11 protein-coding genes are annotated in these 13,375 nt (G+C 68.7%); all 11 read right to left on the bottom strand.

The window, feature by feature from the left end; genetic code table 11:
• Nucleotides 1-55 precede the first annotated feature (55 nt).
• The gene (gene lepB, locus HFP89_RS04410; RefSeq protein WP_168716431.1) at nucleotides 56-856 is read right to left on the bottom strand and encodes a signal peptidase I; all 801 of its coding nucleotides are present in this window, start codon (nucleotides 854-856) and stop codon (nucleotides 56-58) included.
• 61 nt (nucleotides 857-917) lie between these two features.
• Nucleotides 918-2,720: a translation elongation factor 4 gene (lepA, locus tag HFP89_RS04405; RefSeq protein WP_168716430.1), complete on the bottom strand. Its 1,803-nt coding sequence runs from the start codon at nucleotides 2,718-2,720 to the stop codon at nucleotides 918-920.
• A 267-nt stretch (nucleotides 2,721-2,987) separates the two neighbouring features.
• Nucleotides 2,988-4,442 carry a DegQ family serine endoprotease gene (locus tag HFP89_RS04400; protein ID WP_168716429.1) on the bottom strand — a complete coding sequence of 485 codons (1,455 nt, stop codon included), beginning with the start codon at nucleotides 4,440-4,442 and terminating at the stop codon, nucleotides 2,988-2,990.
• A 146-nt stretch (nucleotides 4,443-4,588) separates the two neighbouring features.
• A complete protein-coding gene (locus HFP89_RS04395; RefSeq protein WP_168716428.1) occupies nucleotides 4,589-5,050 on the bottom strand; it encodes a SoxR reducing system RseC family protein in 462 nt (153 codons plus the stop codon).
• A 23-nt stretch (nucleotides 5,051-5,073) separates the two neighbouring features.
• Entirely contained in the window at nucleotides 5,074-6,072 is a 999-nt protein-coding gene (locus HFP89_RS04390; protein WP_168716427.1) for a MucB/RseB C-terminal domain-containing protein, read from the bottom strand.
• The gene (locus HFP89_RS04385) at nucleotides 6,069-6,686 is read right to left on the bottom strand and encodes a sigma-E factor negative regulatory protein (RefSeq protein WP_168716426.1); all 618 of its coding nucleotides are present in this window, start codon (nucleotides 6,684-6,686) and stop codon (nucleotides 6,069-6,071) included. The genes HFP89_RS04390 and HFP89_RS04385 overlap by 4 nt, the downstream gene beginning before the upstream one ends.
• 44 nt (nucleotides 6,687-6,730) lie before the next feature.
• Nucleotides 6,731-7,324 (bottom strand): RNA polymerase sigma factor RpoE, encoded by a 594-nt coding sequence (gene rpoE, locus HFP89_RS04380; RefSeq protein WP_168716425.1) that lies wholly within the window; start codon nucleotides 7,322-7,324, stop codon nucleotides 6,731-6,733.
• A gap of 107 nt (nucleotides 7,325-7,431) precedes the next feature.
• The gene (gene gspE / locus HFP89_RS04375) at nucleotides 7,432-8,910 is read right to left on the bottom strand and encodes a type II secretion system ATPase GspE (protein WP_168716424.1); all 1,479 of its coding nucleotides are present in this window, start codon (nucleotides 8,908-8,910) and stop codon (nucleotides 7,432-7,434) included.
• A complete protein-coding gene (locus HFP89_RS04370) occupies nucleotides 8,907-10,814 on the bottom strand; it encodes a secretin N-terminal domain-containing protein (protein WP_168716423.1) in 1,908 nt (635 codons plus the stop codon). The genes gspE and HFP89_RS04370 overlap by 4 nt, the downstream gene beginning before the upstream one ends.
• Before the next feature lie 28 nt (nucleotides 10,815-10,842).
• Nucleotides 10,843-11,676: a type II secretion system protein N gene (locus tag HFP89_RS04365; protein ID WP_168716422.1), complete on the bottom strand. Its 834-nt coding sequence runs from the start codon at nucleotides 11,674-11,676 to the stop codon at nucleotides 10,843-10,845.
• A gap of 82 nt (nucleotides 11,677-11,758) precedes the next feature.
• Nucleotides 11,759-13,036 (bottom strand): DEAD/DEAH box helicase, encoded by a 1,278-nt coding sequence (locus HFP89_RS04360; protein ID WP_240956021.1) that lies wholly within the window; start codon nucleotides 13,034-13,036, stop codon nucleotides 11,759-11,761.
• Between the last annotated feature and the right edge of the window lie 339 nt (nucleotides 13,037-13,375).

Raw genomic sequence — 13,375 nt, 5'->3', positions numbered from 1 at the left:
CGATCGACAACGTTCCCATTGATCCGACTCCGTCCCCGAACCGCCGGAGCAGAGGTCACTCAATCCTATCACCGATCCTCGAAAAGTCGACACAGAAGCCGCGCCCGCAATCCCAGTGCATCCAGATGCGGATGGCCTTGCCGACCAGGTTCTGCTCGGGCACGAAGCCCCATGCGCGGCTGTCCAGCGAGGCATCGCGGTTGTCGCCCATCGCGAAGTAATGGCCTTCGGGCACGGTCCAGCTCTGCGCCCGTCCGGCCCGGCGACCGGGGTGGATCAGGATCTCGTGGTCGACTTCGCCGAGCTGCTCGACCCGCTGCTGTGGGCGGGTACCGGGCCGATTCCGGTTCACGCCTTCGCCGATCCAGGGCCCGACGATGGTCTGCTCGACCGCCTCGCCGTTGACGAACAGCATCTTGTCGCGATACGTGACGGTGTCGCCCGGCAAACCGATCACCCGCTTGATGTAGTTGATGCCCGGGTCGTCGGGATAGCGGAACACGAACACGTCGCCACGCTCGGGTTCACCGGTCTCGAGGATCTTCGTGTTCAGCACCGGCAGGCGCAGCCCGTAGGAATACTTCGACACGACGATGAAGTCGCCGATCAGCAGCGTCGGCAGCATCGAGCCGGACGGGATCTTGAACGGTTCGAACAGAAACGAGCGGAACACCAGGACCAGAAGCAGCAGTGGAAAGAACGAAGTGGCGTACTCGACCGGGCGCGACGGCGCATCGCTGTCGGCCTGGCCGGCCTCGACCCGGGCCTGTCGGCGGCGGCGGAGCCAGAGCTTGTCGAGCAGCCAGACGACGCCGGACGCCAGCGTCAGCAGCGTGATGATGAGAGCAAAATCCATGAATCGATCGTCCTGGAGAGCCTTGTGATTGTTGTCCGGTTGGTCGGTCCGGCCGACGCAGTCAGTTGTCGCTGTCGCTACGCAGCACCGCAAGGAAGGCTTCCTGCGGAATCTCGACCCGGCCGACATTCTTCATCCGGCGCTTGCCGGCTTTCTGTTTTTCGAGCAGTTTCCGCTTGCGCGACACGTCGCCGCCGTAGCACTTCGCGGTGACGTTCTTGCGGAAGGCCTTGACCGTCGAGCGGGCGATGATGTTGGAACCGACCGAGGCCTGGATGGCGATGTCGAACATCTGGCGCGGAATCAGATCGCGCATCCGCTCGGCCAGGTCGCGGCCGCGGCGCTGGGCCAGGTCGCGATGCACGATGCTCGACAGCGCGTCGACCCGCTCGCCGTTGATCAGCAGGTCCAGTCGCACGAACGGACCGGCCTGGTGACGTTCGAACGCGTACTCGAACGACGCGAAGCCGCGCGACACCGACTTCAGACGGTCGAAGAAATCGATCACGACCTCGGCCAGCGGCAGCTCGTAGCTCAACTGGACCTGGCCGCCGAGAAAGCGCATGTCGAGCTGGGCGCCGCGCTTTTCCTCGCACAGGCCGATCACCGCGCCGAGGTAGTCCTGCGGCACGAGAATGTTGGCCCGGATCACCGGCTCGCGGATTTCGTCGATCCTGTTCAGCGGCGGCAGTGCAGCCGGGTTGTCGAGCTCGACGACCGAGCCGTCGGTCAGCGCGACCTCGTAGACCACCGTCGGCGCTGTGATGATCAGATCGAGATCGTACTCGCGCTCCAGCCGCTCCTGCACGATTTCCATGTGCAGCATGCCGAGGAAGCCGCAGCGGAAGCCGAAGCCCAGCGCCATCGAGGTCTCCGGCTCGAACTGCAGCGCCGAGTCGTTGAGCTGCAGCTTGTCCAGCGCCTCGCGCAGGTCCGGGTAGTCGCTGGCGTCGACCGGGAATACCCCGGCGAACACCCGCGGCTGGACCGGCTGGAAGCCCGGCAGCGGCTTTTCGGCCGGGTCCTTCGACATGGTCAGGGTGTCGCCCACCGGCGCGCCGTGAATTTCCTTGATGCCGGCGGCGATGAAGCCGACCTGGCCGCATTCCAGCACGCCCTTGATGGTGCGCTTCGGGGTGAAGATGCCGATCTGGTCGGCGTCGTGTTCCTCGCCGGTCGACATGACCTTGACCTTCTCGCCCTTGCGCAGCCGGCCCTGCTGGATCCGGATCAGCGAGTTGACGCCGAGGTAGTTGTCGAACCAGGAATCGATGATCAGCGCCTTCAGCGGGCCGTCGCGGAATTCCGGCGCCGGGATCCGGCGGACGATGGCCTCGAGCACGTCGGCAATGCCTGCACCGGTCTTGGCGCTGACCAGCAGCGCATCGCTGGCGTCGATGCCGATGATGTCCTCGATCTGCGCCTTGACGCGATCGGGGTCGGCCGACGGCAGGTCGATCTTGTTGATGACCGGAATCACTTCCAGCCCCTGCTCGACGGCGGTATAGCAATTGGCCACCGACTGGGCTTCCACGCCCTGGGCGGCGTCGACCACCAGCAGCGCGCCCTCGCAGGCGGCCAGCGAACGCGAGACCTCGTAGGAGAAGTCGACGTGACCGGGCGTGTCGATGAAGTTGAGCTGATAGGTCTCGCCGTCGCCGGCGGCGTAGTCCAGCGTCACGCTCTGGGCCTTGATCGTGATGCCGCGCTCGCGCTCGATATCCATCGAGTCGAGCACCTGTTCGGCCATCTCGCGCTCGGTCAGCCCACCGCAGACCTGGATGAAGCGATCGGCCAGCGTCGACTTGCCGTGGTCGACGTGAGCGATGATCGAGAAATTGCGGATCCGAGGCGCATGGCTCATGGCCGTCCCCCGGCGCGACACGGCACGCGATGACGATGCCGTTGGACGGCGACGAAGAGGGGCTTGGCAACGAATACAGCGTTCACGGTCGGGTTCTCAGCGGGCACGGCAGCGGGTCAGGACCGGACAAACGAACGCCGCCACCGTCGATTCGCGGTGGCGGCGGCTCGATCAAGCCGGCATCTCCCCGGCCGGCGGGACGGGCCCGCCGGACCGGCAGCGAAGTATACCGCGCTCCATGCACGCGCCCGGCAACGGCAGCCGGGCTCAGCGCTCGACCTCGGGCGTGTAGGCGACGAACTGACTCGCGCCGTTGGCCCACAGCAGCAGCGCCACCGAGCGCCCGGGCTCCAGCGAATCGACGATGTCGCGGAAGTCGTCGATGTCCTCGACCCGACGATTGTTGATCATCTGCAGGATCTGGCCGCGACGCACCCCTTCGCGGTACGCCGCGTCGCTCTCGACCGCGGTGATCAGGACGCCGCTCTCGACGCCTTCGAGCTGGCGACGCTGAGCATCGGTCAAGGGCTCGACGGTCAGGCCCAGCGCATTGCTCGGCGCGTCGTCCTCGGCCGCGGCGCCGTCGTCTGCCGGCTCGGCTTCCTCGCGTTCGTCGAGTTCGACCTCGACGGTCTGCTGCTCGCCCCAGCGCGACAGCCGCACCGGGATCTCCTCGCCCGGACGGATCGAGCCGACGATCGGCGGCAGGTCGGAGAAGATCTCGATCGGCTGGCCGGCAACTTCGAGAATCACGTCGCCGGCCCGGATGCCGGCTCGGTCGGCCGCACTGCCGGGTTCGACCCGGTTGACCAGCGCTCCGACCGGGCGGTCCAGGCCCAGCGCATCGGCTTCCTCGCGATCGACGCTCTCGATGCCGACGCCGAGATAGCCGCGGGCGACGCGACCGAACTCGAGCAGCTGGTCGATGGTGTTCTCGGCGGTCTCGATCGGGATCGAGAACGACAGGCCGATATTGCCGCCCGATGAACTGAGAATCCAGGAGTTGATCCCGACCACCTCGCCGTCGCGGTCGATCAGCGGACCGCCGGAATTGCCGCGGTTGATCGCCACGTCGGACTGGATGAACGGCACGTACTGCTGGCGGGCCTGGCTGCGACCCAGCGCCGAGACGATGCCGGCGGTGACGCTCTGCTCGAACTGGAACGGCGAGCCGATCGCGATCACCCACTCGCCCGGGCGAAGGCTCGCGGCATCGCCGAAGTCCAGCGTCGGCAGGTTCTCGGCATCGATCCGAAGCACCGCGACGTCGGTCTCGGCGTCGGACCCGACCAGTTCGGCGACGAACTCGCGGCGGTCGGCCAGCCGGACGATGATCTCATCGGCATCCTCGATGACGTGGTGATTGGTGACGATCAGCCCGTCGGCCCGGAAGATGAAGCCGGAGCCGCCGCCCATGCGGTCGGGCCGGCCGCGCGGCCGGCCGTCGCCGTAGGGATCGAAGAACCGTCGGAACAGTTCGGGCACGTCCTCCGGAGGCGTGCTCTGGGTGGCGTCGGCATCCGGGCGCTCACCGAACCGGGTGGTCTCGATGTTGACCACCGCCGGAATCGTGGCCTCGACCACGTCGGCGAAGTCCTCCGGCGTGGCGCGGACAGGTCCGGCCAGGACCACGGCCGCCAGCACGGCGGCGAACAGTGAGGGAATGCGGCCGGCCGCGATGGCAGCCGCCGGGGCAGAACGTCGTTCAGACCGGTGATTCATGTGGATCGATCCTCGGTTGTCGGAATACAGGCGCGTGAAGCTTCGAACTCGATGACCCGGGATGATGCCCGGGCCTGCGACTACTGGACCGCGCAGCGCAGCGAACGTTCCGGGCCGGTTCGGCGCGGCTCGGGGTCTACATGCTTTCACCCGGCCTCGGATTCAAGCGCGCTGCAGTCCAACGGCGCTGCTTCGACGCACGGCGCCAGCTGGCTGCGGACGCCGCGACGGGCCGCGAGCAGCGTGATCAGCGCCGCGGCCGAAGCCAGCGCCAGCGCCTGTGCCTCACCGACGGCCAGCGCATCGAGCGCGACCAGCGACATCACGAAGGCCAGCAGCGGCGCCAGATAGGCCAGCGCGGCGGCCCGGAGAACGGCGCGGGCCGACATTCCGGCGCGAACCGTGCTGCCCGGCGGCAGCGTGCACGCCGCGGGCAGCGGCAGCCGCTGGGCGCGCGGGTCGCCGAACAGGCGGGCCCACTGGGCCGCCCCGCAGCCCCGGCCCGCCCGGCAGCGGGCGCAATCGGCCGGCGATGCGAACTCCAACCAGCGTCGCCCGTCGTCGTCTTCGACGATCCGCGCCGCCTGCCAGAGCGGTTCCGAAGTCATCCGACGCGCGCTCCGCCGGCCGCTCAGCGGAAATGGCGCAGGGCCGGCTGCTGGGCGCGGCGGACGTGCTGGCCGATCATCCGGACCGTGCGGGCCGGAACTTCGCCGACCACGGTGATCAGGCGGTCATCGAGCCGGCCGGTGTAGACATTCATCGAACCGACCGCGTCGAGCTGCTCGGTGACCTGGCGCCCGCGCACCGGTTCGATGTAGACCGAGAAACTCGACAGTCCGTCGGAGAACAGCAGGTGCTCGAACCCATCGTCCTGACCGCCCAGCGGCCTGCCGACGGAGACCAGCTCGAACCCCTCCGGCAGGGTCTCCGGCATCCAGGACGGCGTCTGGCCGGCAGCCAGGGTCCGATCATCGGCGCGGCCGGCATCGCGATAGCGGGTCACCCGGGCAGGATTGACCAGCGCCGGGCGGAGCTCCTCGTCGCGGATGGTCGCGCCGAGCTCGAGATCGACGAAGGCCAGGTCCTGGAGCACCCGCCCATCGGTATCGAGCAGGACGGTGCGCAACAGCATGGCGGTGCGCTCGTCGAGCCAGATCCGGCGGCCGTAGCGGAATCCGTCGCGCGGCAGGATTTCGATGACCCGCGCGGCCCGTCCGGCGACCCGTTCGCCGCCGGCCATCTGAACGCGATACAGCGCATCGGAGCGGTCGAGCACATCGAAGGCGATGCGCGGAAGCACCCGGGACGGGAAGGGATTGTCGACCACCATCGGTGCGTTGCCGGACACCAGCCGCTGGACGGCATCGTGATTACGGATGATCTCGCGCGGCGGGCCGTTCAGCGCGACGATGCGCTCGCGGATGCCGCGTTCGTCGACCCGGTGATAGACCGCCAGGGTGTCGAGCTGGCCGTCGCGGACGCTGACCATCGTGCCGCGATAGCTGATCGAGGCCACGGCGTGTTCCATCCGGGTCAACCAGTCCCGGACCGAGTCCTCGGCGGCGGCCGGCAGCGGCAGCAGAGCGGCCGTCAGCGCCAGCAGGCCGAGCGCGCGGGGCGCGATCATTCCCCGGCGTCGCCCGCGTCGTTATCGGTCGGCCCGGTGTCCAGCGGCACGGCCGCGGCGGCCGGGTCCGAGGTCAGGATCGGCGTGAAGGAAACGAAGTTCGATGCGCCGGAGGCCTGGCCGTGACGGATGATGTAGCGGCTGATCCGGTCACGCGGGTCATCGGCGGCCCGTCGCGAGGGACCGGCCGGCAGGTTGTTGAGGCCGACCGGGATGGCCTGGCGGCTGAACTGGCGATCCAGCGCAGAGCTCTGGCTGACGAAGGCCGGCGCCGGCTCGCCCGGGATCTGCTCGTTGGCCAGCCGCTGATTCAGTCCCACCACCGCCAGCATCGCGACCCCGGCGGCCATGGCGCCACCGATGCCGAACCGCGCCAGCGGCGACAGCCGGGCGACCGGGTCCATGCGCTCCTCGGCGATCGCTCCGCGGACCCGGGCGACGAGGTCGACCGGCCCCCTGAATTCCGACTTCATGCAGTCGCGCGCCAGGTGATAGCGGGCCCAGTCACGCTGCAGGCCCTCGTCGGCGATCAATCGGCGCAGCAGGAATCGGGATTCCCGACGATCCAGCTCGCCGTCCATCAAGGCCGAAAGTTGCTCGTTGTTTCGTTCCAAGGGGTGCACCTCGTCGGGGTTCGTCTCCGGAAGTCGGCCCGCGCTCAATCGCGCGGACCCTCGCCGCCCAGCAGCGGTCGCAGTCGATTGTCGATGGCCTCGCGGGCGCGGAAGATCCGCGAACGCACGGTGCCGATCGGGCAGTCCATGGTGGTGGCGATGTCGTCGTAGCTCATGCCTTCCATCTCGCGCAGCGTGATCGCGACCCGGAGATCCTCGGGCAGCGCGGCGATCGCGTCATGGATGGTCTGCTCGATTTCCTCGGTGAGCAGCTCGTGTTCCGGCGATCCACGATCCTTGAGACGCGTATCGACGGCAAATTGTTCCGCATCGCTGGCATCGACGTCCGAAAGCGGCGGGCGGCGGCTCTGCGAGACCAGGTGGTTCTTTGCGGTATTGATGGCAATCCGGTACATCCAGGTGTAGAACGCGCTGTCGCCTCGAAAGCGTCCGATCGCCCGGTAGGCCTTGATGAAGGCTTCCTGGGCCACGTCCAGCGCTTCGGCATGATCGTGGACGTAGCGCGAGATCAGACTGACGATCTTGTGCTGGTACTTGCCGACCAGGACATCGAAGGCTCGCTTGTCGCCCTTCTGTACCCGTTCGACCAGTTGTTGATCGATCTCGCGTTCGCCCATCGGGCCGCCCTGCTCCTCATCGCATTGATGCCGGCAGCCGGCGACGGTGTATGTGACCGCCTGTCCCGGCCGGGGTTCCGTCGTTTCTTCGACGCAACCTCGAGTTTCTAGAATTCTCGCGTCACGCGCAGCACTTCGTCGAGCGAAGTCACGCCCTCGAGCGCCCGGTTCCAACCGTCGTCGAAAATTCCCGGTCCGCTGCGGCGCGCCGCTTCGGCCAGTGCCGATTCCGGCGCCCGGGCATGGATCAGCTGCTGCAGCTCCTCGTCGATCCGGACCAGCTCGTAGATTCCGGTGCGGCCGGCATAGCCGGTGGCGCCCTCGGGCAGGTCGCGCCGCGGCCGGTACAGCGTGACCGGACCGGGCCGGTCGATGCCGGCGGCTTCGAGGTCGGTCGTGCTCGCCTCGTAGGCTTCGCGCAGCGCCGGGTCCAGCCGCCGCACCAGTCGCTGCGCGACCACGCCGATCAGACTCGACGAGAGCAGGAACGGCTCGATGCCCATATCGACCAGGCGGTGGATCGCACCGACCGCGGTGTTGGTATGCAGCGTCGACAGCACCAGGTGGCCGGTCAGCGAGGCCTGGACCGCGATCCGCGCAGTTTCCAGGTCGCGGATCTCGCCGACCATGACCACGTCGGGATCCTGGCGCAGGATCGCGCGCAGGCCGCGGGCGAAGGTCAGCTCGACCTTCGGGTTGACCTGGGTCTGACCGACGCCGTCGATGTCGTATTCGATCGGGTCCTCGACGGTCATGATGTTGCGGCGTCGATCGTTCAGCGCCAGCAGCGCGGCGTACAGGCTGGTCGACTTGCCCGAGCCGGTCGGGCCGGTGACCAGCAGGATACCGTGCGGGCGCTGGATCAGCCGGCGGAAGCGTTCGAGCAGGGCGTCGTCCATGCCCAGCTCGGACAGGCTCAGCCGCCCGGCCTGCTTGTCGAGCAGCCGCAGCACGACGCGCTCGCCGTGGCTGGACGGCAGCGTCGAGACGCGCACGTCGACCGGGCGCCCGGCCAGCTTCAGACCGATCCGGCCGTCCTGCGGCAGCCGTTTCTCGGCGATATCGAGCCGCGCCATGACCTTGATCCGCGAAACCACCGGGGCGGCCAGCGCGCGGGCCAGCGACAGCGTCTCGATCAGCACGCCGTCGATTCGGAAGCGGATCGCCAGCCGGTCCTCGAAGGGTTCGACGTGGACATCGGAGGCACCGTCGCGAACGGCCTGCGACAGCACGCCGTTGATCAACCGGATGATCGGCGCATCGTCGGCCGATTCGAGCAGGTCGGACGGCTCGGGCAGCTGTTCGGCCAGCCGGTCGAGATCGAGCTCGTCGCCGAGGTCGGCCGCCACTCGCCGCGCATCGTCGTCGCCAGCGGCATAGAGCCGGGCGATCGCCTCGCCGTAGGCGGCTTCGTCGAGCTTTTCGACGACCACCGGCCCGTCGAGGTGGCGGCGCACTTCGCGCAGCGCCTCGAGATCGGCCGGCAGCCGGACCAGCAGGCGGTGCCGACCGTCGGGCGCCGGATCGCCGACGGTGACGCCCCGCCGCCGGGCGAAGCCGAAACCGGGCCGGAACGGATCGATCATTCGCCCCCGTCGCCGCTGGGTGCCTGCAGGAACGCGTCGAGCTCCGGCAGCAGCGGGGTATCGGGGCGACGCAGCACGCCGGTGTCGTCGGCGCGCTGCTGCAGCTGCCGTTCACGGACCCCGGAATACTGCGCCGCGGTGACCGCGTCCATCAGCTCCGGGTCGTCGAGCACGCGCGGCCGGATGAACACCATCAGGTTGCGCTTGACCCGATTGTCGGCGCGGTAGGTGAACAGTTCGCCGAGCAGCGGGATCCGACCCAGGCCGGGGACCCGCTCGGTGCCTTCCTGCAGGTCGTCGGAGATCAGCCCGCCGAGCACCAGCATGGCGCCGTCGGGCACCATCACGCGGGTGGAAATCGTGCGCTTGTTGGTGACCAGGTCGACGGCCCCGATCACCGGGGCCAGCGACGAGACTTCCTGGTCGATCGCCAGCATGATCGAGCCGCCCTCGTTGATGTGCGGGGTGACGTTGAGCTTGACCCCGACCTCGCGCCGCTCGATGGTCTGGAACGGGTTGACCTGGCCGTCGGCGTTCGAAATGCCTTCGGCGAGGAAGCTGCCGGACAGGAACGGCACTTCCTGGCCGACGTTGATGCTGGCCGGGTGATTGTCCATGGTCACGATCGACGGCGTCGACAGCACGTTGGTGTTGCTGTCGGTGGCCAGCGCCCGGGCCAGCGCGCCGATCTCGAGCAGCTCGATGCCGAGCAGGCTGGTCCGGCCGCCGACGTAGCCGAGGTTCAGGCCGGCGCCCGGCAGCACCGTGGTGCTGCCCTCACCGCCCGTCAGGCCGGCGCTGAGATTCAGGATGTTGCGTCCGCCGGACTGGAAGTTGGTGCCGCCGAAGAAGCCCTCGTCGCCCGACTCGAAGAACTGCCACTGGATACCGAGCTCGCGACCGGTGTCGGCAGCGACCTCGGCGATGATCGCCTCGACCAGCACCTGGGCCCGCCGGATGTCGAGCTGTTCGATCACCGAGGCGATTTCGCGGTAGATCGACGGCGGTGCGGTGATCACGATCGCGTTGGTTTCGGTGTGGGCCTGGATGCGCGCGCGCGGCGCATCCTCGCCCGGCTGCTCGACCAGCGATTCCAGCACCGGGACCAGCGAATCGGCGTCGGCGTACCGCAGGTAGACGACCCGCGAGCCGCCGGCCGCGTCCAGCGGCGTGTCGAGGTGGCTGACCAGCGTGCGAAGGCGCAGGCGCTGGCCCGGCGAGCCGCCGAGGATCAGGCTGTTGGTTCGCGGGTCGGCGTAGGCCAGCGGCTGGTCGCCGGAATAGATGGCGTTGACCGTCTCGGCCAGCTCGCTGGCACTGGCGTGATTCAGCGCCAGCACCTCGGGGCCGTCGCCGACCGCCGAGTCCATCCGCCGCAGCACCGACTCGATCCGGCGCACGCCGGCGGCCCGGTCGCTGATCAGCACGCTGTTCGAGCCCGGGTGCGCGGCCAGATAGGCCGACTGCGGTACCAGCGAACGAAGCAGCGCCACTGCCTCGGAAGCCTGGACGTGCGACAGCGCGATCAACCGGGTGACCTGGTCCTGCGCGCCGGCGCCGGCATCGCCGTTGGCGCCGAAGCGCGCGGTGGCGTCGGGCACGATCCGGGTCACGTTGCCGTCGCTCAATGCGCTGAAGCCGTGCACGGCGAGCACCGACAGGAAGACCTCGTAGACCTCATCGGCATCCAGCGATTCGTTGGACACGATCGTGACGCGACCGCTGACCGCCGGGTCGATGACGATGTTGCGGCCGGTGATGTCGGCCACGGTGGTGATCAACGACCGGATCTCGGCGTCCTGGAAATTCAGCACGTGACCGTCGTCGCCGGCCTCCTGGGCCGACAGCGCCCCGGGGACGGCAAGTCCGGCCAGCAGCAGCAAGGTCAAGCAGCGGTGGATCATCGATGGGTCCTCGAGTCGGGTGCGATACTCAGAAATCGTTCAGGTCGGGCGTCAGGACCAGCTGGCGATCGCCGCGACGCACGGTAATGGCGATGCGCTCGCCCGGATTGTAGTTCTCGAACACCGCGCGGACATCGGCCTGGGTCGAGACCGGCTGGCCGTTGATCGCGGTGACGACGTCGTTGACATGGAAGCCGAGCCGGGTGAACAGCGTGGCGTCCCGCCCGGCGCGGACCCGGAACCCGCCGCCGGCGACCGGCAGGATGGTGATCTGGCGCGCCAGTTCGTCCGGGTTCAGCGCGAACGCGCCGGTCACGCTGGTCAGCGAACCGATGCCGAAGCCGCCGGTCGGATCGCCGTCTTCGGAGCTCGGGGCCCGGGCCGGGGCCCGGGCCGGCGACCGGTCGCCGCCGGCCCCGGCAGGAAGCGCGAGCGCCTCGGTCCGACCGGCCCGCCGCAGGAGCACGCGACGTGCCTCGATCTCGACCACGCGTGCGTCGCCGGGCAGATCGTCGCCGACGCGATAGACGCCCTCGTTGCCCTCGGCATCGACGATGATCGCGTAGCCGCGGTCGCCGCTCACCGCGCCTCGCAGGCGCAGCGCCAGCGGGGTCGGCTCGACCGGTCGGCCGAGCCCGTGATCGACCGCCTCGGGCGATCCGAACAGCCGCCAGTCGGCCGGCGGCAGGTCGGCCGGGCTGGCCGCATCGGGTTCGGGCAGCTGCAGTGCGCCGGTGGCCGGCAGGTCGGGACCGGTGACCAGCTGCTCGACGACCGCCGCTGCGGCCAGCAGCAGCGCGGCCAGCGCAAGCAGGCGAAGCGCCCGTTCAGCGGACGGGAATGCGGTCTGGACGGCGTGCATCGGAAATCAGCCAGGACATCGGAAACGGAACTCGGACGGGGAAGCCTCGGAACCGCTCGGAGGGTAGCACAGCAGGCCCGGATCAGGCCCTGCCGCCACCGCCGCCGCGCCGCCCACCACGGCGCCGACCGCCGCCCCCGCCCCCGCCGCCACGACGGCCGCCGGAGGCATCGTCCTTCTTCTTCGGCGGCAGCGGGCGCTCGAGCGTCGGCAATGCCTCGACATCGTGTTCCTCCATCGGGATCGGCTTGCCGATGTAGTCCTCGATCTCGGGCAGGTGGAAGGCGTAGTCCTCGCAGGCAAAGCTGATCGCCTCGCCGGTCGCGCCCAACCGGGCCGTGCGGCCGATCCGGTGGACGTAGTCGGCCGCGTCCTGCGGCATGTCGTAATTGATGACGTGGCTGACGCCGGGAATGTGCAGACCGCGGGCAGCGACGTCGGTCGCGACCAGGATCGGCAGGGTGCCGTCGTAGAACTTCTTCAGCAGCGTCTGGCGCTTGCTCTGGCGCACCGAGCCGGCCAGCATCGCGGCGTCGAAGCCGTTGGCCCTGAGCGTGCGATCGACCAGGTCGGCGGCTCGACGGGTGTTGACGAACACGATCACGTGGCCGTCGACCATGTCGCGCAGCAGCTTGACCAGCAGCGGCGCCTTCTCGCGGTTGGCCGGGTAGTAGACGGTCTGGCGGACCCGGTCGGTGGTCTTGTGGTCCTCGTCGATGCGGATCGTCTCGGCATCGTTCATGTGCTCGTAGGCCAGCTCGGTGACCTTCAGCGGGAAGGTGGCCGAGAACATCAGGCACTGGCGCTTGTCGACCGGAGGCATGGCGCGGAACAGGTAGCGGATGTCGCCGATGAAACCGAGATCGAACATCCGGTCGGCCTCGTCGAGCACCGCGATGCGGATCTTCTCCAGCGAGAACACGCGCTGCTTGTAGAAATCGATCATCCGTCCCGGCGTGCCGATCAGCACGTCGACGCCCTCGGCGAGGAGATCGCGCTGCTTCTGGTAGTCGACCCCGCCGTAGGACAGGCCGAAGCGCAGGCCGGTGTGCTTGCCCAGCGACAGCGCGTCCTTGTGGATCTGGATCGCCAGTTCGCGGGTCGGTGCAATGATCACCGCGCGTGGGTGATGGCCGGCGGCCTTCGGATCGGGATCGCCGAGCAGGTTCTTGAAGATCGCCAGCAGGAACGCCGCGGTCTTGCCGGTGCCGGTGCGCGCCTGGCCGGCCACGTCCTTGCCGTTCAGGGCCATCGGCAGGGTCCGGGCCTGGATCGGCGTGCAGCGCTCGAACCCCGCCTCGGCCAGGCTCTGCTGGACGGCCTCGGGCAGATCGAAGCTGGCGAAGGAGACATCGGTCAGGACGCGTTCGGCGTCCTCGGCGGAAAGGCGTTCGGGGGTTGCGATGGATTCGGTCACGGATACCTTCTTGATTGATTCTGGGCGTTCGGCGCGCTCGGGCCTCGCCCGACGGGACGACGGAGGCACTCTCGGGTTCATCCCGTCAAGTCGAGTGCCTCGGAGCCTCCAGCCCGCGACGTACACCTTGAAAACAGGTTCGGCCAACCGGATATCGCGGGGCATGCGGGTGCGGACTCGCACCGCTTTTGCGCTATTCTAGCACCGGATCGGCGAATCGCCGATTCTCCGCGGCCCTGCCCCGCACCGTTCCCGATCCCCGAATCACACCAGGAGACCCAC

Origin of the sequence: Wenzhouxiangella sp. XN79A, assembly GCF_012272825.1 — a bacterium.
In the GTDB taxonomy this organism is placed as follows: Bacteria; Pseudomonadota; Gammaproteobacteria; order Xanthomonadales; family Wenzhouxiangellaceae.
Note: the sequence above shows the minus strand (reverse complement) of the source record. Positions and strands in the feature narration are given on the sequence as shown.

What these genes read in the sequence shown, in the direction of transcription:
- lepB (WP_168716431.1), bottom strand. Translation starts at nt 856, where the DNA reads ATGGATTTTGCTCTCATCATCACGCTGCTGACGCTGGCGTCCGGCGTC.
- lepA (WP_168716430.1), bottom strand. Translation starts at nt 2,720, where the DNA reads ATGAGCCATGCGCCTCGGATCCGCAATTTCTCGATCATCGCTCACGTC.
- HFP89_RS04400 (WP_168716429.1), bottom strand. Translation starts at nt 4,442, where the DNA reads ATGAATCACCGGTCTGAACGACGTTCTGCCCCGGCGGCTGCCATCGCG.
- HFP89_RS04395 (WP_168716428.1), bottom strand. Translation starts at nt 5,050, where the DNA reads ATGACTTCGGAACCGCTCTGGCAGGCGGCGCGGATCGTCGAAGACGAC.
- HFP89_RS04390 (WP_168716427.1), bottom strand. Translation starts at nt 6,072, where the DNA reads ATGATCGCGCCCCGCGCGCTCGGCCTGCTGGCGCTGACGGCCGCTCTG.
- rpoE (WP_168716425.1), bottom strand. Translation starts at nt 7,324, where the DNA reads ATGGGCGAACGCGAGATCGATCAACAACTGGTCGAACGGGTACAGAAG.
- gspE (WP_168716424.1), bottom strand. Translation starts at nt 8,910, where the DNA reads ATGATCGATCCGTTCCGGCCCGGTTTCGGCTTCGCCCGGCGGCGGGGC.
- HFP89_RS04370 (WP_168716423.1), bottom strand. Translation starts at nt 10,814, where the DNA reads ATGATCCACCGCTGCTTGACCTTGCTGCTGCTGGCCGGACTTGCCGTC.
- HFP89_RS04365 (WP_168716422.1), bottom strand. Translation starts at nt 11,676, where the DNA reads ATGCACGCCGTCCAGACCGCATTCCCGTCCGCTGAACGGGCGCTTCGC.